This is a genomic window from Mycobacterium sp. NPDC004974 (genome assembly GCF_053600815.1).
Window position 1 is genome coordinate 161,331 of record NZ_JBSGAQ010000006.1, and the last position, 23,376, is coordinate 184,706.

21 protein-coding genes are annotated in these 23,376 nt (G+C 67.5%); 6 read left to right on the forward strand and 15 right to left on the reverse strand.

Annotated features, from left to right (window positions below; genetic code table 11):
- The first annotated feature begins 235 nt into the window (after positions 1-235).
- The gene (locus ACWEFV_RS16300; protein WP_450070927.1) at positions 236-529 is read left to right on the forward strand and encodes a WhiB family transcriptional regulator; all 294 of its coding nucleotides are present in this window, start codon (positions 236-238) and stop codon (positions 527-529) included.
- Between the two features lie 236 nt (positions 530-765).
- On the opposite strand, the gene ACWEFV_RS16305 is transcribed toward ACWEFV_RS16300, so the two are convergent.
- Positions 766-1,029, reverse strand: coding sequence for a DivIVA domain-containing protein (locus ACWEFV_RS16305; RefSeq protein ID WP_450070928.1), 264 nt, complete (start codon positions 1,027-1,029; stop codon positions 766-768).
- A gap of 45 nt (positions 1,030-1,074) precedes the next feature.
- Here ACWEFV_RS16305 and ACWEFV_RS16310 point away from each other — a divergent pair, with 45 nt between their 5' ends.
- A complete protein-coding gene (locus ACWEFV_RS16310; RefSeq protein ID WP_450070929.1) occupies positions 1,075-2,043 on the forward strand; it encodes a pirin family protein in 969 nt (322 codons plus the stop codon).
- Here the strand turns inward: ACWEFV_RS16310 and ACWEFV_RS16315 are convergent.
- From ACWEFV_RS16315 to ACWEFV_RS16335, 5 genes are all read right to left on the reverse strand, one after another.
- Entirely contained in the window at positions 2,040-2,543 is a 504-nt protein-coding gene (locus ACWEFV_RS16315) for a pyridoxamine 5'-phosphate oxidase family protein (RefSeq protein WP_135451364.1), read from the reverse strand. The genes ACWEFV_RS16310 and ACWEFV_RS16315 overlap by 4 nt on opposite strands.
- Before the next feature lie 83 nt (positions 2,544-2,626).
- Positions 2,627-3,784 carry a hypothetical protein gene (locus ACWEFV_RS16320; RefSeq protein WP_450070930.1) on the reverse strand — a complete coding sequence of 386 codons (1,158 nt, stop codon included), beginning with the start codon at positions 3,782-3,784 and terminating at the stop codon, positions 2,627-2,629.
- A gap of 1 nt (position 3,785) precedes the next feature.
- Positions 3,786-6,245, reverse strand: coding sequence for a GAP1-N2 domain-containing protein (locus tag ACWEFV_RS16325; RefSeq protein WP_450070931.1), 2,460 nt, complete (start codon positions 6,243-6,245; stop codon positions 3,786-3,788).
- Positions 6,242-8,179 (reverse strand): hypothetical protein, encoded by a 1,938-nt coding sequence (locus ACWEFV_RS16330; protein WP_450070932.1) that lies wholly within the window; start codon positions 8,177-8,179, stop codon positions 6,242-6,244. The genes ACWEFV_RS16325 and ACWEFV_RS16330 overlap by 4 nt, the downstream gene beginning before the upstream one ends.
- Positions 8,179-8,418, reverse strand: coding sequence for a hypothetical protein (locus ACWEFV_RS16335; RefSeq protein WP_450070933.1), 240 nt, complete (start codon positions 8,416-8,418; stop codon positions 8,179-8,181). Before ACWEFV_RS16335 ends, ACWEFV_RS16330 begins: the two co-directional genes overlap by 1 nt.
- Between ACWEFV_RS16335 and ACWEFV_RS16340 the strand changes: the two genes are divergently transcribed.
- The 4 genes from ACWEFV_RS16340 to ACWEFV_RS16355 all read left to right on the forward strand — a co-directional run bounded on the left by ACWEFV_RS16340 (position 8,417) and on the right by ACWEFV_RS16355 (position 12,039).
- Positions 8,417-9,070 (forward strand): nitroreductase family protein, encoded by a 654-nt coding sequence (locus tag ACWEFV_RS16340; RefSeq protein WP_450070934.1) that lies wholly within the window; start codon positions 8,417-8,419, stop codon positions 9,068-9,070. The two genes, ACWEFV_RS16335 and ACWEFV_RS16340, sit on opposite strands and share 2 nt — an antisense overlap.
- 57 nt (positions 9,071-9,127) lie before the next feature.
- On the forward strand, positions 9,128-9,901 hold the full coding sequence (ygiD, locus tag ACWEFV_RS16345; RefSeq protein ID WP_450071024.1) for a 4,5-DOPA-extradiol-dioxygenase: 774 nt from the start codon (positions 9,128-9,130) through the stop codon (positions 9,899-9,901).
- A 98-nt stretch (positions 9,902-9,999) separates the two neighbouring features.
- Positions 10,000-10,863: a glucose-1-phosphate thymidylyltransferase RfbA gene (rfbA, locus tag ACWEFV_RS16350; RefSeq protein WP_135451358.1), complete on the forward strand. Its 864-nt coding sequence runs from the start codon at positions 10,000-10,002 to the stop codon at positions 10,861-10,863.
- A gap of 201 nt (positions 10,864-11,064) precedes the next feature.
- On the forward strand, positions 11,065-12,039 hold the full coding sequence (locus ACWEFV_RS16355; RefSeq protein WP_450070935.1) for a hypothetical protein: 975 nt from the start codon (positions 11,065-11,067) through the stop codon (positions 12,037-12,039).
- A 49-nt stretch (positions 12,040-12,088) separates the two neighbouring features.
- On the opposite strand, the gene ACWEFV_RS16360 is transcribed toward ACWEFV_RS16355, so the two are convergent.
- From ACWEFV_RS16360 to ACWEFV_RS16400, 9 genes are all read right to left on the reverse strand, one after another.
- Positions 12,089-13,150 (reverse strand): sensor domain-containing protein, encoded by a 1,062-nt coding sequence (locus tag ACWEFV_RS16360; RefSeq protein WP_450070936.1) that lies wholly within the window; start codon positions 13,148-13,150, stop codon positions 12,089-12,091.
- 29 nt (positions 13,151-13,179) lie between these two features.
- A complete protein-coding gene (locus ACWEFV_RS16365) occupies positions 13,180-14,280 on the reverse strand; it encodes a sensor domain-containing protein (RefSeq protein ID WP_450070937.1) in 1,101 nt (366 codons plus the stop codon).
- Positions 14,277-14,600: a sensor domain-containing protein gene (locus tag ACWEFV_RS16370; RefSeq protein WP_450070938.1), complete on the reverse strand. Its 324-nt coding sequence runs from the start codon at positions 14,598-14,600 to the stop codon at positions 14,277-14,279. The genes ACWEFV_RS16365 and ACWEFV_RS16370 overlap by 4 nt, the downstream gene beginning before the upstream one ends.
- A gap of 50 nt (positions 14,601-14,650) precedes the next feature.
- Entirely contained in the window at positions 14,651-15,640 is a 990-nt protein-coding gene (locus tag ACWEFV_RS16375; protein ID WP_450070939.1) for a sensor domain-containing protein, read from the reverse strand.
- Position 15,641: 1 nt separating this feature from the next.
- Positions 15,642-16,586, reverse strand: coding sequence for a sensor domain-containing protein (locus tag ACWEFV_RS16380; RefSeq protein WP_450070940.1), 945 nt, complete (start codon positions 16,584-16,586; stop codon positions 15,642-15,644).
- Positions 16,587-16,675: 89 nt separating this feature from the next.
- Positions 16,676-17,833: a hypothetical protein gene (locus ACWEFV_RS16385; RefSeq protein ID WP_450070941.1), complete on the reverse strand. Its 1,158-nt coding sequence runs from the start codon at positions 17,831-17,833 to the stop codon at positions 16,676-16,678.
- A 31-nt stretch (positions 17,834-17,864) separates the two neighbouring features.
- Positions 17,865-18,791 carry a hypothetical protein gene (locus ACWEFV_RS16390; protein WP_450070942.1) on the reverse strand — a complete coding sequence of 309 codons (927 nt, stop codon included), beginning with the start codon at positions 18,789-18,791 and terminating at the stop codon, positions 17,865-17,867.
- Positions 18,791-21,280, reverse strand: coding sequence for a GAP1-N2 domain-containing protein (locus ACWEFV_RS16395; protein ID WP_450070943.1), 2,490 nt, complete (start codon positions 21,278-21,280; stop codon positions 18,791-18,793). The genes ACWEFV_RS16390 and ACWEFV_RS16395 overlap by 1 nt, the downstream gene beginning before the upstream one ends.
- A complete protein-coding gene (locus tag ACWEFV_RS16400; RefSeq protein ID WP_450070944.1) occupies positions 21,277-23,376 on the reverse strand; it encodes a hypothetical protein in 2,100 nt (699 codons plus the stop codon). The genes ACWEFV_RS16395 and ACWEFV_RS16400 overlap by 4 nt, the downstream gene beginning before the upstream one ends.

Sequence of the window (23,376 nt, forward strand, 5' to 3'; positions counted from 1 at the left end):
CCGGACAAATCGATCTCCCGCTACGGGTACATACAGGTACCTATCGGCGTTCTGACGTGCGGTTTTAGATCCAACCGGACTTTTCCCTGGTGATCCGCCATCGTTACCAATGCAAATTTCCGTAGCGTTGCACCGCTGCGGTTTCAATCAAACTGTTGCATCGCTACGGTTCTTGCTATAGCGTTCCCCGCAACGCGGTACACACCGCAACAAAAGTCCTAACAGGAGCAGCAGCATGAACGCACTCATGGCCAACGGCATCCCGCTCGGCGTGTGCGCCAGTGACCCGGAGCGGTGGACCTCCACCCCCGACGATCAGGCCAAGGTCATCTGCCGGGAATGCCCGCGGCGGTGGCTGTGCGCCCGCGAAGCCTGCGAACTGCCCCGCGCTGAGGGACTTTGGGCCGGCATCACGGTTCCCGAGGGGGGCCGGGGCCGCAGCTTCGCGCTGAAGCAGCTGCGATCGCTGGCCGAGCGCAACGGCTACCCCGTGCGCAAGCTGGGCCTGGTCTTCCACGAAGCCGCCTGATCCTCCGGCCGGCGCAGCACCAGTACTTTTGTCTGGCCCTTGCCCTGCCGATTCGAGGGGACGGCAGGGCAAGGACAGGTTTTCCACTGGGGGAGGAATAGGGGCCCGGGGTGTGCCGTTACACCCGGGGACGGTGTCGGGCATTGCCCCGGGCCCCACACCAGAACCGTCGCTTCGAGCGACCACTCGCCGAGAGGCGCAGTGACGGCACCGTCCCCCAACTTCTCCTTCGGCTCCTACGCGAGCGTGGCGACCACGGCATCGAGCAGAGCATCCACTTCGTCCTCGTCGTAGCCGCGCTGAAACAGCGGCGGCTTGGGGAACGCGATATTGCGGACGTCATCGGCATCGAGGTGTCCGCGTCCGTCGAGCCGGCGGGCCACCAACGCCAGGAAGTCGTCGACCGACTTCTTGTCATAGCCCCGCTTACCCAGCGGCGGTTTCGAAAGCTCAGCGCCGCGAACATCTTCGGCAGTCAATCCCCCGGTCATGCCGGTCATGCTAACCGCGCGTGGTCCCGGCTGAACGCGGTTACCGTGAGGTTCATGAGCAATACCGATACGGCGCCTGCCGAAGTCACGTGCGCCAACTCGGAGTTCACCGGGGTCCTGCACCCGCGCGAGGTACCGCTGGGCGGCCCGCGCGCGATGCTCGTCCGTCGCACCCTGCCGCAGCGGGACCGGTCCATGATCGGCGCCTGGTGTTTCGCCGACCACTACGGTCCGCACGACGTCCGAACCGCCGGCAGAGGCATGGACGTGCCGCCCCATCCGCACACCGGATTGCAAACGGTGAGCTGGCTTTTCGACGGGCTGATCGAGCATCGCGACAGCGCAGGAGTGCACGCCATGGTGCGTCCCGGCGAGCTCAACCTGATGACTGCGGGCGCCGGAATCTGCCACTCGGAGGTCTCGACGCCGGAAACCACGATCCTTCACGGTGTGCAGCTGTGGGTGGCGCTGCCCGACGTCGCCCGCGACACCGACCGCGACTTCGCCCATTACGCACCACCGCCACAAACCGTCGGCGGCGCCACCATCCGGGTGTTCCTCGGCGAGCTTGCCGACTCATCGTCGCCGGTGCACACCTTCACGCCACTGTTGGGCGCGCAGATCGACCTGGTTCCGGGTGCGGTGCTGACGCTGGATGTCGACCCGGCCTTCGAACACGGGGTGCTGCTCGACCAGGGAGCGATCGAGGTGTGCGGTACCACCCTGGCGGTCGCCGATCTGGCCTACCAGGCCCCGGGGCGCGCGCAGCTGCAGTTGGCCAACCGCGGCGACGCTCCGGCCCGGGCAATCCTGCTGGGCGGGCCACCCTTCACCGAGGAGCTGGTGATGTGGTGGAACTTCGTCGGCCGCAGCCACGACGACATCGCCATCTACCGAGAACTGTGGCAGGCCAACGATGCACGGTTCGGCGACGTGCAGGGGTACGAAGGCCACATCGCGCGGCTACCCGCACCGCCCTTGCCCAATGGCCGGCTCAAGCCGCGCCCGCGCCCTTCGGGCTAGACGTTCAAGTATTGCGCGGTGCTGCCGCCCACCGGCATCTCGGGCAGCCCGAGCTTGCGGTGGTCCCAGCTGCGCTGCCGAGTGGGCACCACCCGTACCGCGATGCGGTTGTTCATCATCTGGTCGACGAACGGGCGCATCTCCTCGGTGTAGGGCCCGGTGTAGCGCTCCCACACGCTGATGCCCACGCGCAGAATCGTTTCCGGGTCATCGACGATCTCGGCGGTGCCGTCGATCGACACGCCTCGCAGCGTGTTGTAGGTGTCGCCGTCTTCGATCATCACCGTGATCGTCGGGTCGCGGCGCAGGTTGACCGCCTTCTGCGACTTGGCCTTGGTCTCGAACCAGATCTCACCGTCGAGCACCGCGTACCACATGGCCACCAGGTGGGGTCGGCCGCTCGACAGCACCGTGGCCATCGTCGCGGTTCGGCTGCGTTCGACGAATTCGGCGATCTCGTCGTCGCTCATGACGATCTTCGTGCGCTCGTTCTTGCCCACCTGTCACCTCTCTGCTCGGTCAGCTCACCATAGCCACGCGTCCTCAACCGCTCACCGACGCGGTCGCCAACCGGACCGTTCGGTTAGAACACGCCGAACTGCGAGGTCACCCAGCGCACCGGGTCCACGCACCGGAATGGCGCAATACCCCTGGCGTGCAGACGGTTTCCGGTGGGCGGATGCCCCAGCGCCGACACCGCAAAGAACCGGCTGGCCAACCGCGCACCGGCCGACGGGTTCTCCACGGTCGACACGATCGCTCCGCCGTGCAAGCGCACCAGCAGGCTGCGCACCTCCTGGTGCAGCAGCCGGCCGTCCACATCGTCGTAGTGTTCGCCGTCGGAGGTGTCGCGCAGGAACGCCGCTCCGCCGTTGGACATGACCAGCGCCCACTCCGAACCCTGCACGTCGCGCAGCGCGCGCAGCACGTCGAACTTGGACAGGATCACCGCCAGCTTGGGCTGGCCCGGGTTGACCGCCAACAGCAGATTGCCCAGCACCGAGCGCGGCTCCCCGCCGATGAACGGCTGGGGCGGCAGCAGATCCTGCAACTGGTCGCGGATCGACTTCACCCGCAACGGATCAAACATGAAGAACACCGCGTCGGCGTGGGCGAAGAACTGAAAGGGCGGCGCCCGCAGGTCACCGTTCTCCAGGTCTTCGCCTGCGACATCACGCAGCACCAGGAACCGGCGCACCCCGTGCCACACACCGACCGAGAACACCAGTGGCTCACGCTGATTCGGAGCCTGCGTGTGCACCGTCGGAGTGGGCGGCAACAGACCGCGCTGAACATACAGCGGGCCCTCGTAGTTGGCGGCGTAGTTCTGTGCGGTGGCGCGGGTGACCGGTTCCAGCACGACACCGAACTTCTCGCACAACAATTCCAGCTGTTTGATCAGCACGGCGATGTAGAGGCTCTTGCCCGTCGCACGCGCACCGGCCAGCGCGATGCAGATGGCGTGCCCTTCCCGGAAGCCCTCGGGAAGCGTGAAATGGCAGACCGGGCAGATCTCCACCGCCGCTCCCTGCAGCGCCCGGCTGGCCTCGGACGGCGGCGGCGGCGGGCCGTGATAGCCGGCCGCGCGGGTCCAGGTGTACAGCGGGCCGCAATCGGCGGGTGCACCCACGTAGGCGGAGGCGACGTCGTCGCGGTAGCGGGTGCCGCCGACCTGGGCCGGCAGCGTCCACAGGTGGTTGTTCGGGCTCAGCGGGGTGAAGCACCGCGGGCATTTGCTCATGTCAGCCCCGGCTCCCCCTCAGTCGCTCCGCCAGCGACGGTTGCTCACCCCGCCGCGTCAGCAGCCTGTTCACCATTTTGCGGTATCCGCGCATCGTCCCCTCAGAGGAATCGCCCGACAACTGCGCCATCAACACCACCACGGATTCCGCGTCTGCGCCGGACATGGTGGCCGCCACCTGTCCGGCCAGCACCCCAGCCAGCTGATCCACCGGGTCGAGAACTTGCGCGGTGGCCTCGGCCACCGCGGTCCGCAACAGGCCGATCGCCACCACCGTCACCGGCGCCAACTGGCCGCCCTCGACCAGCGGTAGCACTCGGGCCACCGCCTGTGTGCCGCAAGCATTTTCGACGACCAACCCATTGCAGGCCTGCGGATACGGCTGACCGGAAAGTACGCCCAACAACGCGAACGCCACCAGCCGCACCGAGAAATCCTGGTGCACAGACCCCGGCTCCAGACCGGCCAACACCTGATCCCACAGCGGCACATAGGAACTCTGGTGTGTGTGCAGGTAACGCTGATGCAGCCACTCCCGCGGCTCGATGTGTCGTACGGCTGCACAGGCCACCGCCACGTTGTCGCCGTTGTCCTCGATCACCTTGCCGGCCAACAGGTGCAGCGCAACCGAGTCCGCAGCCCCCACCAGGGTGCGCAGCGCGGCCATCCTGGGCAGCGGCTCGGTACCGATCGCCAGCAGCAGATCCGCTGGATCCCAGACCGACGCCGCGGCGACGGCGGTGAAGTGCCCGGGCGCCGTCGTCCGCAGCCACCACAACTGTGCTCCGAGATCACCCGTGCGTTGCGGCCCGCGCCGCTGCGACCGCAGTCCGCGCAGTGCCGCACGGATCCACACCGGATCCCACGGCCGGGCCCCCGCGAGCTCGTCGCGCTCGGGCAGAGGGGCCGCGTCGGCCAGCCAGTCCAGTACGTCATCATCGATCGCGCTGCCCTCGGCGTCGCCCTCGTGCAGCAACCACGCCGCCAGCGACAGCCGGTCCGCGGCACCGATCAGGGCCCGCACCCCCGGATCTGCCAGGCCGGGCAGCACACCATCGGTCAGCGCCGCCCGCAGCCGGTCATCGGCGACCCCGGCCCGCAACAGCAGGTCAACGACCCGCAGCAGCCGGGCGGGCCCCTGGTCCTGGCTACGCTCCAGGGCCGGCCCGATCGCCTTCCGCAACACCGAAGGTAGTGGTTTCCCGTGAAACAATCTCGGCCCCAATGGGATTGGACCGTTTTGCGTCAACCACGCGTCATCAGCAATCGCCCGGGCAACGTACGTGGCGTCGGCGAACGCCGCGCCGGCCCCGTCCGGCAACTCGTGCACGGCCCGCCAGGCGTCGGCCGTCGTGACACCTACCACGGCCGAGAACACGTCGGCGATGATGTGCGCCGCCTCGGACCCCACCAGCGCGCCCGAGGGCGAATGTGCGCCGATCACCTCATGCGCTTCAACGTGCGCGTCGGCGAATTCCGGGCGAGCGGCCACCGCCATCGCCATCGGCCAGGCGGGATGCAGTCCGTCGTCGCGGACCTGGCTGGACAACCCGTCGATGTCCTCGAGCACACGTCGCGCCGACGCCACATCGAGCAGCACCACCTGCGACATCACCGACCAGCGGGTCACCCGGATGCGATGCCCGCCCGCGGTGCAGTGTGGATCACCACCGAGCTCACCCATCGACACCGGCTCGGATTCGCTGATCACCACCATGCCCGGTTCGATCACATCGAGGTCCTCGAGCGGTACCGCACTGAGCACCTGGCCGTTGTGCGGCGCAACCTGCTCGGCACGATCAAAGGTCGAAAAGCTCAGACCTGCCGCGGTACCGGGCGACATCAGAAAACTCACCAGGCCGATCCACTGCGCCGCCGAATCCGGGGAATGCACGCCCAGCACCACCGGTGGGCCACCGGCCATTGCCGCGGCCACCGCGTCGAGCAGGGCGAACAGCGTGGCCAGTCGCCAGGCAGTGGGGTCCAGGGCAAAGGCCACCACGCTGTCCTTCGTCACCGCGCTGCCCAACTGGGGCAGTTCGCCGGGCAACTCCGCGCGAGCCACCGCGGCCGGCCCGTAGGGCTGCAGCCAGTGCGGCGCCCGCCACCACTGGATGGCCCGCGACCGCGGGTGGGTGTCAGGCGCCCGGTCCAACAGCACATGCGCGAAGACGTTGCCGGGACGGCCCGTACTGTCCGACCCGGCCGGGCAGGTGTGCCAGAAGCCGGCACCGTCGCCGAGGTGACGGTAGGCCAGCCGGCGCGGGCCCTGCTCGAGCTGTTCCGGCGTGGGGAAATCCGGCACCGAGCCCACCGGACGGAAGATCGTACGGACGCCGGAGATCAGCGCCTGGGTCTCCGCGGGCGTGAGGTCACCGCCGGTTTGTTTCACCTGCCAACCGCCGACGGTCCCGACCGCATCGAACGACGTGTAGGCAAGCTGGCCGTACCGCGTCGTCATAGCACCGTCACGGTCAGCTGCAGAGTCTCTACCGGAGGGTCCAGCAGTGCGACAGTGCGCAATTGGATCGGGTCGGAAATGTTGACGAACAGCCGGATCCACCCGTGCAGGCCGCTGACATTCGCGGCCCAGAGTTCGCCCTCGCCGGAAGCGGTCAGTGCGGTCCAGCGCAGCTGCTTGGACGGCTGATCGGCGAGCTGCCCCTGCGCGTTGAGCGGCGCCACGTCGACCGGCTGACCGTCGTGCGCACTCAACGGCAGCCGCTGAGGATTGTTGACCAACACGAATGACGGCGACCCCGGAACGTCGTACTCCGAACGCACGGCGACGGTGGCCGTGGTGGGGAATCCGCCTGCGTCGCGGCCGATCCGGACCGCGTACTGCAGTCGCAACCGACCCGGGTATTCGATACTGGCCACCGGCCCGGTCACTCGGCGCCCGCCCGAGAACGTCACCGGCGCCAGATGTAGAGAGCATCCACCCACCGGAAGCGCACCGGTCAGGTGTAGCCCGCCGTACTTCTCGTACTCCTCGAGCGAGATCTCGAAAGTCCTGCCGGTCAGACCCGTCCGGGGATCGTGATCCTTGGGCGCCAGCGTCACCACCACGCCGGCCGCACCGTCCGGCCAATCGAAGGTCAGCACCTGCTTGTTGCAGTATTCGACGAGCTCGATGTCCCCGATCGTGCCGGTGTGCACCGCCGATACGGTACGGCCCAACACGGCACGTCCGGCCAGGATCGTCACCGGGGTGACACAGGCCCGGCTCCAGCCCTGCGGCCAGGGCACCCCGGTCATCACGGTGCGGTGACTGCCGTCTGGTTGCGGTTGATCGACAACCCGATGCGGCAGTCGCAGGTCCGGCGTCAGCCCGACCTGCTCGAGGGCATTCTCGGGCAGCTCGGTGGAGACACCGCCGGCACTCGGACCGGTCTGGCTGAGATAGAGGACAACCTCGGCCCCCGGCGCCGCCCACGACACGTCGAGCGATTCACCGTCGAACGCGGTGTCGACGTCGATGTCGGTGACCGCGGCCAGCACAGCCGACACATCGACATCGGCCTCGACCGGCTGCGAAAGTATGACCGCACCGTCGACTTCGACCGCGCACCGCACGCGATAGCGGTACCGCTTGCCGCGCACCGCACCGGCGTCGACGAACCCGGCCATGTTGTCGCTGTCGGTGAGGATCCGGTACCGCGCCTCGTCGTCCTCGACGTCGCCGGCCCCATCGAACGGGAGTCGGTAGACGTGCACGGCGCGGGTCGCCGGTGGTGCCGTCCACTGCCCGACGACCAGGCCGGTGTCCTCATTGACGGACACATCGCTGACGGGGGCCACCAACACCCCCGCGGCGTGCAGCACCGGCCGGGTGCTCAGGGCATCCGCGCGCGAGGTTCCGGTGATCACCCACACCTGGTAGTAGCGCACCGGACCGGTCAACGGCCGGTCATCGCTTGCCGCCGACAACGGGGTTGCCGCGACGAGGTCGGCGTTCTCGGGTGACCTGGGTGCCCGGTCCTCGGCGCTGACCACCCGGTACAGCACCACGCCCCCGTTGGCCTCATAGTCCGGCCAGCTCAATTCCACGACATCGGGACGGGACTCACCGTGACGGAACGAAATGGCGTGCACGTCCGCGGCTCCGGCCTGAGGCGGCGACGGAGTTTCCGAAGTACCGGTGGGGGTCCCGGCTTCCAGCTCGGCCAGCACCCGGGCCATCTCTTCGGCATGCTCGGCCACCGAACCCGGCAACATCTCGCGGATCTGCTCGACATCGGTGCGTCCGGACCTCAGCACGAGGCGCAGATGCGCCTCCTTGAAGCTGCGTGCCGCCACCGCGCCTGAGTCGACCAGCTGCTGGCGCCACGCAAGCAGCGGCGCCAGTCGCGGATCCGCGTCGTCCGGATCGTCGACGGGATACAGATCGGGCATCAGAACACCAAATCCCCGCCGGACGGCACGTCGGGATCGCTCCGCATGACCTGCTCCGGCAGCTCGAACAGTGCGAACTCCTGAGGTGTCAGACCCTCGCTGGCCTGCACACCCGGCAACGCTACCGCAGCAGCGGCCCCGTCACCGCCACATGGTGAGCCCGGGCCCGCTGCCATGACGACGCCGTCCACCGCATAAGTTCGGCACATCCCGGCGAATCGCGATCCGAGGGGGGCCATGTCATCTTCCAGCTCTTCTGCCAGCCGTGCCAGCGACGACGTGTGGGAAGTGATGTCGACGTCACGCACCATCCGCCGGTTCACCGACGAACCGGTCGACGACGCAACGCTGGCCCGCTGCTTGCAGGCCGCGGTCTGGGCTCCCTCGGGCGCGAATGCGCAGGCCTGGCGATTTGTCGTACTGCGGTCAGCCGAGCAGCGCGCAGTGGTGGCGAGGGCGGCCGCTCAGGCGCTGGCGGTGATCGAACCGGTCTACGGCATGACCCGGCCCGCCGAGAACGACACCAGCCGGCGTGCCCGGACCAATCGCGCCACCTATGAATTGCACGACCGGGCAGGCGAGTTCACCTCGGTGCTGTTCACGCAGCAGCGCTTTCCGACGGCCTCGGAACTGCTGCTCGGCGGCTCGATCTTTCCGGCCATGCAGAATTTCCTGCTTGCCGCGCGAGCCCAGGGTCTCGGTGCCTGCCTGACCAGCTGGGCCTCGTACGGCGGTGAACAACTGCTGCGCGAGGCCGTCGGGGTGCCCGAGGACTGGATGCTGGCCGGCCACGTCGTGATCGGTTGGCCTCGAGGTTCCCATGGACCGGTGCGCCGTCGCCCGGTCGAGGAGCTGGTCTGCCTGGACCGCTGGGACAACCCCGCGCCCTAAGCTGGAATCCGCGGCATCCGGAGGAGGTTCTCCATGGGTATGACAGCACCCGGACTGATGCCCGCCGCGTTCATCGGTCACGGCAGCCCGATGAACGCGATCGAGTCCAATCGATTCACCGCGGCCTGGCGCAGTTTCGGCCAGTCAGTGCCGCGACCGCGGGCGATCCTGGTGGTGAGCGCGCACTGGTACATCAATGCCACCGCGGTCACCGCGATGCCCCGTCCCCGCACCATCCATGACTTCTATGGATTTCCCCGCGAGCTGTTCGCGATCCAGTACCCGGCGCCGGGTCTGCCGGAGTTCGCCGAAGAGGTCGGCGATACGGTGCACCCGACCTGGGTCGGGGCCGACGTGGACAGCTGGGGCATCGACCATGGCACCTGGTCGGTGCTGGTGCACGCCTTTCCCGACGCGTCGATACCCGTTGTGCAACTGGCCATCAATGCCAATCAGACGTCCGAGTATCACCTGCAGCTCGGCGCGAAGCTGGCGCCGCTACGTGAACGCGGCGTGCTGGTGGTCGGCAGCGGCAACATCGTGCACAACCTCGCAGCCATGGACCCCGCCCGACCCCAGGACGGCTACAGCTGGGCCAAGCGGTTTGACGAGGCCGCCAGAGAACAACTCATCCACTCCCCCGCCGACATCCTCACCCTCGAAGCGCACCCGGACCATGCGGACGCGGTTCCCACCCCCGATCACTTCATCCCGCTGCTCTACTTCGCCGGCCTGGCCGGTGCCGCAACCGATTCCGCACGCAACCTGGACACCTTGGTCACCGGATACACCTACGGTTCGCTGTCCATGGCGTCCTACCTGCTGCATTGAGGCCGGCCGTTTCGCCGAACCCGCGCGGGTCGGCACGCTATGGTGACGGGCGTGTTGGGCCATGACAAGCCGGCGAACGCCGTCGGGGTGTAGGAAACGTGCGCGGAATCATTCTGGCCGGGGGCTCCGGCACACGACTCCATCCGATCACCATGGGCGTCAGCAAGCAGTTGCTACCGGTGTACGACAAGCCGCTGATCTACTACCCGCTGTCCACCCTGATCATGGCCGGCATCCGCGACATCCTGGTGATCACCACGCCTGTCGACGCCCCGGCTTTCCAGCGCCTCCTCGGAGACGGCTCTGCCTTCGGAGTGAACCTGACCTACGCCGTCCAACCGCAGCCCGAGGGCCTTGCCCAGGCATTCGTCATCGGTGCCGAGCACATCGGCACCGACACCGTGGCACTTGTGTTGGGCGACAACCTCTTCTACGGCCCAGGACTGGGCACGAGCCTGCGGCGCTTCCAGGATGTCGACGGCGGAGCGATATTCGCCTACTGGGTGGCGAACCCGACGGCCTACGGGGTCATCGAGTTCGGCCCGGACGGGACAGCACTGTCCCTGGAGGAGAAGCCCGCCGTTCCCAAATCCCAGTACGCCGTGCCGGGACTGTACTTCTACGACAACGACGTCATCGAGATCGCGCGATCGCTCCGTCCATCGGCCCGCGGCGAATACGAGATCACCGGAATCAACCAGACCTACCTGAGCCAGGGCCGACTCACGGTCGAGGTCCTGGCCCGCGGCACCGCGTGGCTGGACACCGGCACGTTCGACTCGCTGTTGGACGCCAGTGACTACGTACGCACCATCGAGCGGCGCCAAGGCCTGAAAATCGGTGTGCCAGAGGAGATCGCGTGGCGGGCCGGCTACATCGACGACGATCAGCTGGCCGCCCGCGCCAAGCAACTACCCAAATCCGGCTACGGCGACTATCTGCTGGAACTGTTGCGCCGATAGCCGGCGTCATCACGCACCGATAGCCGAAAATCTGGCGCCGGGAAGGCCGAATCAGGTCACTTATAATTCGGTGAACGACCACACCGGGTCAGGAGGGACTGTGCCCGATCAGTCCGGCGTCGATAACGTCGACCCTCCGCCTCCTGCCAGCCGATAGCTGGTCACAGCCATGGAGCCGACACCGTCGAAGAGGGGGCAGTCTTGACCTATCCACCGCAATGGAACCCACCGCCGGGAGATCCGTTCGAAAACTATCAGTCGCCGCAGACGCCGAGCCCGGGCGGTTACTACCAGCCGATCCCCGGATGGTCCGGCTACGGCGAAGCGCCTCCGGCCGACCAACCACCCAAGCGGAGCCGCACGCCGCTGATCGTCGGCACCGTCGCGGGAGTCGTTGCGATCACTCTCCTGGTCGGCCTGGCGCTGTGGGGGTTCAACTCCCGGGGCAACGACACCGCTGGCATTGCCACCACCACCTCGGCCGCGGCGACCGATGAGCCCACCGGTACCACCACCGCACCGAGCTCCACCACTTCCAGCAGCTCGGCGGCACCGGCGGCGCCCCCGGCGGCACCGGCGGCGTGCGAGGGACGTGTCCCCACTGCCACACCGCAGACTCCCGCAGGGTGGAATCCGGTGGCCAGCCCGCGAGGCCTGAACTACGCCGTACCCGGCAACTGGGAAGTCAATGCCTGCACCGACATGGTGGGCTGGGAAAAGCCCTGCTCCGACGGGCCTTTCGGCTACTGCCCGATCCGCACCATGAGCGGTTCGACCTCGATTCCCAACGAGCAGTGCCCCAAGGGCAGCCGAGGGGTCACGGGCGTTCCCGGTGCGAAGAACACGCCCGATATCAATGAAGCAGTGCAGGGAGAAGCGAAGCTGGTCGCCGACATCTACACCTCCAAAAATGGCGTGGTGCCATCGGTTTCCCTGAGCCCACCCCGCAACTTCACGGTGGGCGGGACACCTGCTGTCCAGATCGTGGCGACCGTGACCGGGATCGAGGGAGACAACTGCACCGGCACTTCAGCATTGCACTCGATGGTGGCCACCACCGTCCCCGGCCAACCCGGGTCGGTGCTGTTTGTCGTCTCGCTGGAGCAGGGCTATCCCGGTGCACCGGATCCTGGGTTGATCGACCAGTTGGTGGGAACGCTGAATCGGGCCAGCTAGTCGCGATGTCCAGGGAGGTTGGCCGGTTCGGCTAACCTCCCTGGACCAATCAGCGCTTGCCGGTGATGTTCTTACCGATGTCACGGGCCACGCTGTACCCCGCCGTCGGGTTGTCGCGTGTGCATCCCCGGACATCGACGATCACATTGGCCCTGCGGGCCAATCCGCGACTGCAGGTGATCGCATCGGCGGCCCCGGTGAGATCGGTGAAGATCGTCATGTTGAGGAATTCTTCCGCCTTGTCCTCGCCATTACCGGTGGTCTTCACCGTGTCGGTGCCGAGCCCGTCATAGGTGGCGTTCATCGACTTGAAGCGGCACGCTGCCCACGTTGAAGCCTGCTTCTGGAACGATGCCTGCGCCGCCGCCTCGTCCGGGAACAGCACCACGGCCTGGACCACGTGGGGTGCCGGCCCGGCGCTCAGTGTCTGGATTGCCACGTCGGTGTAACCGGAATCGGCATAAGCCGATTGGGCACCCGGAGCCCAGACCCCTGCGCAGTCCGGCGGTGTGGCCGGATCGGTGGACAGTGACGTTTCAACAGGTCCGGCAGTCAAGCCCGGGGCCTTCAGCTTTTCCCCGATCGTGCTGGCGGACAACAGCACACCCTGCAACTCGGATGCCTCCACTTTGCCGTCAGCACCGGGTGCCGCCGCCGATGTCGAGGTGGTCGCCGGGCTCTGTGACGTCGTCTTGGACCCCGATGCCCGCGCGCTGGTGGTGCTGGTCGCGCCGGCCCGATCAGTCGTGTCATCCCCGCCGGTCAGGTTGGTCGCCACCACGACGATCACCACCAAGAGCAGGAGCACCGTGCCGATCACACCTCCGATGATCCACGGCGTCTTGTTGCTGGGCGGCGGGGTGTACGGCCCGTTCATCATGGGCGGTGCGTTCCACGGACCTGCCGGACCGGCCTGCCACTGCGTACCGACAGGAGGCGGCGGCGGGTACGGCGGCGGGGCAGAAGGCGATCCGGCTCCCCACGCCGGTGGGGCCGAACCCTGCTGGGGGTTCGCCGGGACCCAGGGTGACTGCGGCGGTTCGGGCTGGCCGCCTCCACCCGGCCAGCCACCTCCACCGCTCTGGAAAGGGTCGCTCGGTCCTTGGTTCATACGGGAATCTTCCTGTCTTTCATGAGATGTCACGGAATGCGCGACAGAATCTTGGCGGCCAGCGTCTCCGCGTCGCGGCCGGGATCCGCACCGAACGCCACCACCACGTCGACGACCACGTTGTTCTTGGCTGCGACAGCCCGGACAATCGGGGTGTTCACAAGCAACTGCGGCCCGTCCAAGGTCGTGCCTCTCAGCACCGCTATCGAGGGATCAGCCGCAGCTCTGGTCACCGGGTCGATCTGATACTTCGAAGTCAGCTGGGTGGCACCCACCAAGTGGTCGACCTGGCCGACGCATCCGTTCCACCGCTGCTCGATCGCCGTGGCTTGGGCGGTGGCCGACGCGGCATCGGGATACAACGTGATCCGTTCGTCGATCGCGCCCAGCTGAATCATCGTCTTGACCGGCAGGCCGTTGATCGAACGGGTCAATGTTGTTATCGCACCACTGTTTTCGTACATATCAACCGCGCCTGCGGCGATGGCGGTCATACAGCCCGCCGGAGTGAAGGCGTCTTGCGGGAGGGAATTCCAGGTGGTCATGTCGGTGGCACCGTAGGTACTGCTCAGCGGATTCACCTCCGCCTTCACCTCGTCGAGGCTGGGTAGCAGTCCCGGAAACTGCGCTTCGGTCACGACGGGGGCCGCCGGCGGCGGCGTGGTGGTCGGGGTGGGCGAGGGCGTCGTACCGGGCGCGGACACGGCGGTGGAACTCGGACCTGCCACCGGAGTCTCGGCCGGACCAGGGATCACGGCCCAAACCACCAGTGCCACAACGGCAACGGTGATCACCACGTAGGACAGGATCACGCCGGTCAACGCGCGGTTGCGTCCTGGTTGCCCGGTCCGCTTGATCTGCGACAGTCCGAGGTGGCCGAGCACCGCCCCGACCGGAGCGAATACGAAAGCGAACACCAGTGACAGCGTCGCGAAGGTGTTGACCGGCGCGTTCGGCGGCGCCGGCGGCGGTGCCGAGACGATCGGGGGTCCGCCGAAGGGTTGCTGCCCGCCCGGAAACTGTCCGCCGGGTTGCTGCCCGCCCGGATACTGCCCGAACGGAGTACCGCCGAACGGGTCACCGGACCCGCCGAACGGATCCCCCGGATCGCCAAATCCTCCGTGGGTCATGCGGGGATCCGCGACAGTATCTCGGCGGCGATACTCTCACCGCTGTCACCGAGGTTCCCCCCGAACACCTGCGCGTCGACCACCACATTGGCCTTTGCCGCCACCACCCGGACGTGGAGGAACTTCGATGATCCGTCCATCGTGCTGCTCACCATCGTGATCGACGGATCACGCGTAGCGCGGGTGGTGGGGCCAATTTCATAGAGCACCGTGCGGCTCCCGTCGTTGAACGTCAAGGTGACCTGCCCGGCGCACCTTCTCGACACTTCCAAGATCTGCGCGACCTGCCGGCGGTGGCGCCGAAAAGATCGGCGGGCCACCGTACGGCAGCTGCCCGAACTGGTCGGGCGTCCCCCCTGCAAAGGTCATGTCAGCCCGGGATCCGATCGAGGATGCGGCGGGCGATGGTGATGTGATCGTCACGCTGTTCCCACGCGAGGAACTGCGTATCCACCATCACGTTGGATTTGACGGCGATAGCCCGGAAGGTGAATACCTCCGGGGATCCAGGGCTGACGTTGAGCAGAGTCGTCACTCCGCCACCGACGTCTTCCACCGGCCCCGAATTGAACACCATCGGACTCGATTTGGTCGGTACCGTCAGCTCCCGGCCTGAGCACTGGCGCCACCTGTCCACGTAACGGGCGAACGCCTCTTGAGCGGCCTTCGCGTCAGCGAAGGCGACCACTCCCTGCCCGGTGACCAGATGGGCGGTTGTCTCTTCCGCCGATGTGGCGTACGCGCTCACGTAGTCGGTGCCCGCATATCCCTCTGGCGCCATGCCATAAAGCGACGCAGTGCATTCGGCCGGCGTCACGTCCCCATGCTGATCGATGACGCCGAACTGGACTTGGCTGGCGGTCAAGTTGGGCGCCTTCATGATGACGCGTAGCTCCTCGAGGTTCGGCAACAACCCGCGCAGTTCCGCAGATGTCACCGTCGGCTCGGGTTTCACCGTGCTGGTGGGGGCTGCGCTTACCTTCGGCACGGCATTGGCGGACGACGTGGTGGCACTCGTGTTCGCCTTGGATCCGTTGTGCACCAAGGCCGCCCAGACCACCAGCCCCACCACCAGCAGCACGATGAATGTGTAGGACAGCACGATGCCGATCAACGCGCGGTCGCGGCCCCGCTGGCCGGTGCGTTTGATCTGCGACAGTCCCAGATGACCCAGCACCGCCCCGGCCGGGGCGAAGAGGAACGCGAACACCACCGAGAGCGTCGCGAAGGTGTTGACCTCGGCGCTCGGCGGCGGCGGGGCCGCCGGAACCATGGGCGGACCGCCATATGGCGCCTGCCCGTAAGGCTGCCCGAACGGCGCACCGCCGAACGGGTCGCCGGTCCCCCCTCCGTATGTCATGTCAGCCCGGGATCCGATCGAAGATCTGCCGGACGACCCTGTTGGCCTCGTCCGTCAATCCCATGCCCAGGATTTGTACGTCCACAAGAACATTGGCTTTGGCGCCGATCGCCCGCACCATCCACACCGTTCCTTGGGGTCCCTCGTTTGCGCTACGCAATCCCGTGATTCCCGGGCCACCGTCCTCTGGGCCACCGAGGGTGAAGTTCGCCGACCGGCCTTCATTGGTGAACGCCCAGGTAAGAGTCCGGCCGTTGCATTCACGCCAGATCTGAACGTAATTGGCCAGTGCCCGCTGCGCGGCGGCCGCGTCGTCGAAGATCGCCACCCCTTCCACCGCCTGCATGTCCACCTTCGGTTTCTGCGCCTGAACTGCCCAGGCGAGCTTCCGGTAGCCGCTGTTCTCGTAAGGCCGCGGCGTGAAGACGCTAAACGAACCGGCACACTCGACCGGAGCGTAGGTCTGGGTGTCCGGGAGACCTATCTCAGGGGCGTCGCCGGGCGGGTTGTCGACCAGTTCCTGGTTGCCGGTGATCGCTCGCATCTCGTCGACGCTGGGCAACAGCGGTGCCATCCCCGCCGCCTCGATCCGTGGCGGCGGCGGTGGAGGCTTCGGCGCTGCCGTGGCCGAAGTCGACTTGGCCACGGCCGACGACGTCGTGGGGACGTCCTCCGCAACCGTCGTCGACGTCGAATGTGGTTCTCGCACCGCGATCCACACCACCAGGGCGACCACCGCCAGGGCAATGAACGTATACGACAGCGTCAGGCCGACCATGGCACGGTCCCGCCCACGCTCGCCGGTGCGGCGCACCTGTGCCAGACCGAGGTGGCCGAGCAGAGCCCCCACAGGGGCGAACACGAATGCGAACACCACCGACAGCGTCGACAACGTGTTGTGCTCACCGGCACCCGGCTGCTGCATCGGCGGCGGCGCGTACTGCATCGGCGGCGGCCCAGCCGGATGTTGGGCAGGGTGGGGCGGTACACCCGGCCCCCCGAACGGATCTTCCCAAGGTCCCCCGAAAGTCACTGCTAGAGCACCCCGAAACTCGACGTCACCCAGCGGATCGGGTCCGCACACCGGAATGGCGCGATGCCCCGGGAATGCAGCCGGTTTCCGCTGGGCGGCTGGCCGAGGGCAGACACCACGAAATACCTGTGATGCAATCGGATTCCGGTCGACGGATTCTCGACTGCAGCGACGATGGCTCCGCCGTGCAATCGGGTCAGCAGGCTGCGGACCTCCTCATGCATGAGTTCCCCGCCCACTTCGTCGTATTGCGAACCGTCCGAGGTGTCCCGCGAGTAGGCGGCTCCGGGGTTGGACATGATGAGGCTCCACTCGGAGCCCTCGACGTCACGCAGCACCCGTAGCGCATCGAATTTGGAGAGAATGACCGCGAGCTTGGGTTGTCCCGGCCCCACCGCCATCAGAACGTTGTTGAGCACCGAGCGCGGATCGCCCCCGCTGAACATCTGCGCCGGGAGCAGATCCTGCAACTGGTCGCGAATCGCCTTGACCCGCAACGGGTCGAACATGAAGAACACCGCATCGGCGTTGGCGAAGAACCGGAACGGCGGAGTGTGCAGGTCGCCCGATTCCATGTCCTCACCGGCCACGTCGCGCAGCACCAGGAACCGACGCACCCCGTGCCACACACCGATCGAGAACATCAGCGGCTCACGCTGATTGGAGGCCTGAGTGAGCACCGTCGGGGTGGGCGGGATCAACCCGCGCTGTACGTACAACGGGGACTCGTAGTTGGTTTCGTACGCCTGGGCGGTGGCCCGGGTGACGGGCTCCATCGACACCCCGAGTTGCTCACACAGCAGTTCCAGTTGCTTCACCAGCACCGCTATGTAGAGACTCTTGCCGGTGGCGCGGGCCCCGGCCATGGCGATGCAGATGGCGTGGCCTTGGCGCCAGCCCTCCGGCAAGGTGTAGTGACACACCAGGCAGATCTCGACCGCGGGTCCCTGCAGTGCTCGGCTGGCTTCGGCCGTCGGTGGCGGCGGACCGTTGTGCCCAGGGGGGCGGGTCCAGGTGTAGAGCGGACCGCACTCAGCGGGTGCGCCCAGATACGCCGAGGCGATGTCGTCGCGGTAGCGGGCCCCGTTCGCCTGCGGTGACAACGTCCACAGATGCTGGTTCGGGTTCAGAAGTGAGAAACAACGCGGGCACTTGCTCATTCGCGGTCCATCTTCGGCTCGTCACTGAAGCTCACGTCAGCGCTCGCACCAGGTTGGCGGTGATCCGGTCCAGGACCGGAGGATGAGCCAGGAGTTCCTCACTGGCCTCATTGCCCGGCCGGGGCGACGGCAGCCGTGCGCCTGCTGCATCGAGACGTCGGTCGTTGGACAGCGCGATGACCGGAAATCGTTGCAGCACAGAACCTGTCGGAAAATCCGCACAGACCACCGTCCGCGCCGACCCTGGCGCCAGCCGGGACCAGCGGGCTCCCGCCGACCACCGTGGCTGAACCTTGCGGAGGGCACCGGCCAAATCGGCAGTGCCCACCGCGTCGACCTGGGTCACCTCGGCACCGACCAACACGGCCGTGACGTCGCGTACCCCGACGGCGTCGGCGACGCCGACCACGATGTCGGTTGCGGCCGCAACACTGCCGTCGGCAAACCACGGCCGCATCGAGGCCGAACAGTCGAAGGCCACCACCACCGCGCCGTGGGACTCCTGCGGTCCCCGGCCGGTCACCTTGCGTGCCGAACTGCGGGCAGCCGTGGCGAGTGGACTCAACGGCGTGTCGGCGACAGCACTGACCGCGATGTCGATCTGGTTGCCCTTGGGGTGCAGCGCGGCGAAAGTCACTCCCGTATCGCCGCTGACATCCACCGGGTCGAACATCACCTGGACCGGGTCGACATCACCCGGGTTGTCATGCGCGATCGCCAGGTGGATGACCGAATCAGGACCGAACCGTTCGGAGCCGACCGGGCGGACGGACACCGTGACCTGTCCGGTCAGGCTGGGTAGCAACACGTGGTGGGCCGTCGAGTGGACGATCGGTTGTTCGGGGCCACCTTGTATCTCGAGCGCGGCCCCGCCGACGGCGCCGGTGATCGACACGGCCAGCGCTTGATTCGGAATCTGCACGCGCTGGTTGCGCGCACCCACCACATAGATCGGCATCAGCGGTTCCCCCGTAATCTCGCCACCAGAGACGGTGGTGTATCGCCCCGCCGTTCCAGCATCCTGCTCACCATTTTGCGGTACCGACGTTGGGCGCCGTCGGACGTGTCTCCGGACAGCTGCGTCATCAGCACGGTGACCCCCTCGACGAGGGTGTCATCTTCGACAAGCCCGGCGGCGGCCCGCTGCGCGAGCTGACCGACGAGTTCGTCGACCGGATCCGGTAACCGTTCGCTGTCCTCAGCCGCGGCGGTGCTCACCAGACTGACCGCCATGACCGCCTGCGGTGCAATCTCATTGCCTTCGATCAGCGGCCACGCCCGGGCCACCGCCTCGCCGCCGAGCACGGCGTCGGAGGCCAGCGCATTACATATCGCCGGATACGGCTGCGCCGCGATCACGCCGAGCACGGCGAACGTCAGCAAGCGCACCTCGAAATCGTGGTGCACCTGTCCACGCTCGACCGACAGCATCGCCTTTTCCCATAGTGGGCCGTAGGCACTGTGATGAGTTTCCACATACCGCTGCTGCATCCACGCCCACGGGTCGACGTGCCGCACCGCCGCGCATGCGACTGCGCCGGCATCGCCGTTCCCGTCGATCACCTTGCCGGCCAGATCCGTGAGCGCGGCGGAATCCGGTGCGCCCAGCAGCGTGCGGATCGCGGCGGGTCCCGGCACCGGTTCCGTTCCGAAGGCCAGTTGCAGGTCGGCCGGGTCCCAGACCGATGCCGCGACGGTGTCCTCGAAGTCCGGCGAACCCGTGGCCCGCAGCCACCACAGCCAGGCCCCGGCGTCCCCGGGCCGGGCCAGCCCGCGACGTGTGGTCCGCAGGCCGTGCATCGCCGCCCGAATCCAGGTGCGGTCCCACGGTTGTGCACGGGCCAGTTCATCGGCACCGGGCAGGGGCGTCGCGTCGGCGAACCAATCGAGCAGGCTGTCGCTGATCGCCTTGCCCTCGACGTCACCGCTGCTCTGCAACACCGTAGTGGCCAGCGCCAACCGACCGTCGACGTCGATCCGCTGGCGCAGCTTGGGGCCGCGCACCGGATCGTCGAGGAGAGGCAGCAGGTCGTTGTTCAACGCCGCGTTCAGGCGCGCGTCGGCGATACCGGCCCGCAACAACAGATCCACGACCCGTAGTTCCCGTTCGGGGCCCTGCTCGCGCGCCGCCGTGAGCGCAGGACCGATCGCGTCCTTCACCTGCCCCGGAATTGGTCTTCCGTGAAATGACCTCGGGCCCAACGGAATCGGGCCGATCTGAGCCAGCCAGGTGTCGTCGGCGATCGCCCGGCTCAGGTACGTGGCGTCGGCGAACTGAGCTGCCGGGCCGTCGGGCAGCTCCTGCACCGCCCGCCACGCATCGGCGGTACTGGCCCCGACCACCGACGAGAACACACCGAATATCGTTGCGGCCGCTGTCGATCCGGCCGGCACATCGAGCGGTGAATACCCCGCGATGACCTCGTGTGCTTCCTCTTCGGCGTCGGCGAACTCGGGACTCCCCGCGATCGCCATCGCCATCGGCCAGGCCGGATGCAAACCCTGATCGACGACCTGGGCGGCCACCCGGTCGATGTCATCGAGTAGACGTCGCGCCGAGTGGGGGTCGAGCAGCGCGACCTGAGCCATCGCCGACCACGCAGTGGCCTCGACTGCATGCCCACCGGCCGTGCGGTGCGGTGCTCCGTCGAGTTCGCCCAGCCAAACCTCTTCGGTCTCGCTGATCACCGTCACACCTGCGGGGATCGCATCGAGGTCGACGATCGGGACCGCGGTCAGCAACTGACCGCTCTGCAGGGCCAGCGTCACCTGATCGGCACGGTCGAAGGTGGAGAAGGTCAGTCGTGCCGCGGTGCCCGCCGACATCAGAAAACTCACCACGCCGATCCACTGGGCCGCCGAATCCGGCGACTGCGTACCGAGCACCACCGGCGCACCACCGTCGAGGGCGGCCGCCACGGCGTCGAGCAGAACGAACAGTGTCGCCAACCGCCAGGTGCGGGCATCGAGCGCAAACGCCACCACACTGTCCCGGGTCACCACGGAACCCGCGGCGGGTGGGGTATCACCGATCTCGGCGCGGGCCACCGCCGCGGCGCCGAACGGGCACACCCACCCGCCGGACTGCCACAACTCGATCGGCCGGACCTGCGGTGCCCTGAACGGCATCCGGTCCAGCACCACGTGAGCGAAGACGTTGCCGGGGCGACCGGTGCTGTCCGTTCCTGCCGGGACGGTGTGCCAATACCCCGCGGTGTCGTTGTCCGGTCGCCCGAAGGCCAGCCGGCGCGGTCTCTGTTCGAGCTGTTCGGCCGTTGGATACGGGGGCAAAGCCTCAACCGGGCGGAACACCGTGCGCACCCCGGCGATGAGCGCCGCGATCTCGTCGCTTGTCAGGGCGCCGGTGCGCTGTTTGACCTGCCAGCCACCAGCCGCACCGACCGCGTCGTAAGAGGTATAGGCCAGTTGACCGTAACGCGCCGTCACTGCGCCGGCGCCGTGAGTCGAAGGCTCGCCACCGGCGGATCGAGCAGGGCGATGACGCGCAGACGCTCCGCCGACGGGGTGTTGACGAACATCCGCACCCAGCCCTGTAGGCCCTGCACGTTCGCCGCCCACAATTCCCCGGAACCGGTGGTGGTCAACGCCTTCCACCGCAGCTCCTTGGAGGGGCGCTCGGCGATCTGGCCCTGGGCATCCATCGGGGCGACGTCAACGGCCTGACCGTCGTGAACACTGAGCGGAATCCGCTGCGGGTTGTTCACCAGAACGAACGCCGGAGAACCCGGCAGATCATGTTCCGAGCGCAGCGCGATGGTGGCGGTCGTCGGATATCCGTGCGGATCCCTGCCGATGCGCACGGCGTACTGCAATCGCAGCAGACCGTGGTACTCGACGCTGGCGACCGCGCCGGTGACCCGGCGGCCACCGGAGAACGCGACCGGAGCCAGGTGCAGCGAGCATCCGCCGACCGGCAGCTGGCCGGTCAACTGCATGCCGCCGTATTTCTCGTACTCTTCCAACGAAATCTCGAAGGACTTACCCGTCAAACCTGCGCGTGGATCATGGCCTTTCGGCGCCAGGTGCATGACGACAGCCGCCGCGCCGTCGGGCCAGTCAAAGGTCAGCACCTGCTTGTTGCAGTACTCGGCCAGCTCGATGTCCTTGATGCTGCCGGTGCGTACCGACGACAGCGTGCGGCCCAGCAGGGCCCGGCCAGCCAGGATGGTCACCGGAGTGAGGTAGGCACGACTCCACCCGGTCGGCCAGGACACCCCGGCCAGCAGCGCCTGGGGGCGCCCGTCCGGACCCGTCCGGTTGGCCACCGGTTGGGTGAGTCTCAGTTCAGGTCCCAAGCCGACCTGCTCGAGGGCATCCTCGGGAAGTTCCCCGGCGTCTGCGCCCGCATTCGGGCCGCTCTCGGTGCGGTAGATGACCACCTTGCCGCCGGCCGGCGGTGTCCAGGTCAGGTCGAACGCGCCGGCATCGACACCGCTGACCACCGCGAGATCGGTGACCGGTGCGAGCACTGCGGATACCTCGACGTCGGCCTCAACCGCCTCCGAGAGCCTCAGCACACCCTCCACGGTGGCCGCGCACCGCGCCCGATACTGATAGCGCTCGCCACGAACCGCCTCGGTATCGACGAAGCCGGTGAGGTTGTCGGTGCCGGCGAGGATCCGGTATTGCGGTCCGTCGCGGGCGATGTCGGCGGCGGGCACCCGGTAGACGTAGACAGCGGTGACCCCCGGAGCCACGCTCCATTGACCGATCACCCGCCCGGCATCCTCACGGATGACGAAATTTCTTATGGGACTCACCAATACGCCGGCGGCATGCAGGATCGGCTGCGCGGCCAGCGCCTCGTCTCTGGTCGCGCCGAGATTGACCCAGACCTGATAGTGCCGTGCGGAGGCGACCAGCGGCCGGCCGTCGGTGGCGACCGTGTCGGCTGTCGCGGCCACCAGATCGGCCCGGTCCGGCGAGTAAGGCGGGTTGTCCTCACTACTGACCAGCCGATAGAGCACCACCTCGCCCGCACCTTGATGCGGCGGCCAACTCAACTCCAGACCGGCATGAGTCGCACCTCGCCGCAGCGCGACGGTGTGCACCGGCGGCGGCTGCTGACTGAACGTGAACGCGGCGAAATGAGCTGCGGTCAACGGTGCTTCGGTGGGAGCCGGCACAACGATCTCGGCCGTGGGGGCCGGGGTTTCGGGCACGTGCTCGGAAACCGACGGCGGCAAGGCCCCGGCTGCCGGCTGCGCAGCGGGCGTCGCCTCGGGAACCCGGTGTCTGGCGCTGAAGCCGGCCTGCTGAGGGGATGCGTCGGCCAGTTCAGACAGCACCCGCGCCATTTCGTCGGCGTGCTCGGCCGCCGACCCCGGCAACATGGCCCGGATCTCCTCGACTTCGGTGCGGCCGGACCGCAGCACCAGACGAAGATGTGCCTCTTTGAAACTGCGCGGGGCCACCGCGCCGGAGTCGATGAGTTGCTGGCGCCAAGCCAACAGCGGCGCCAACCGAGGGTCGGCGTCGTCGGGAGCATCGGTGTGAGACGACTCAGGACTGGAATCCGGCAT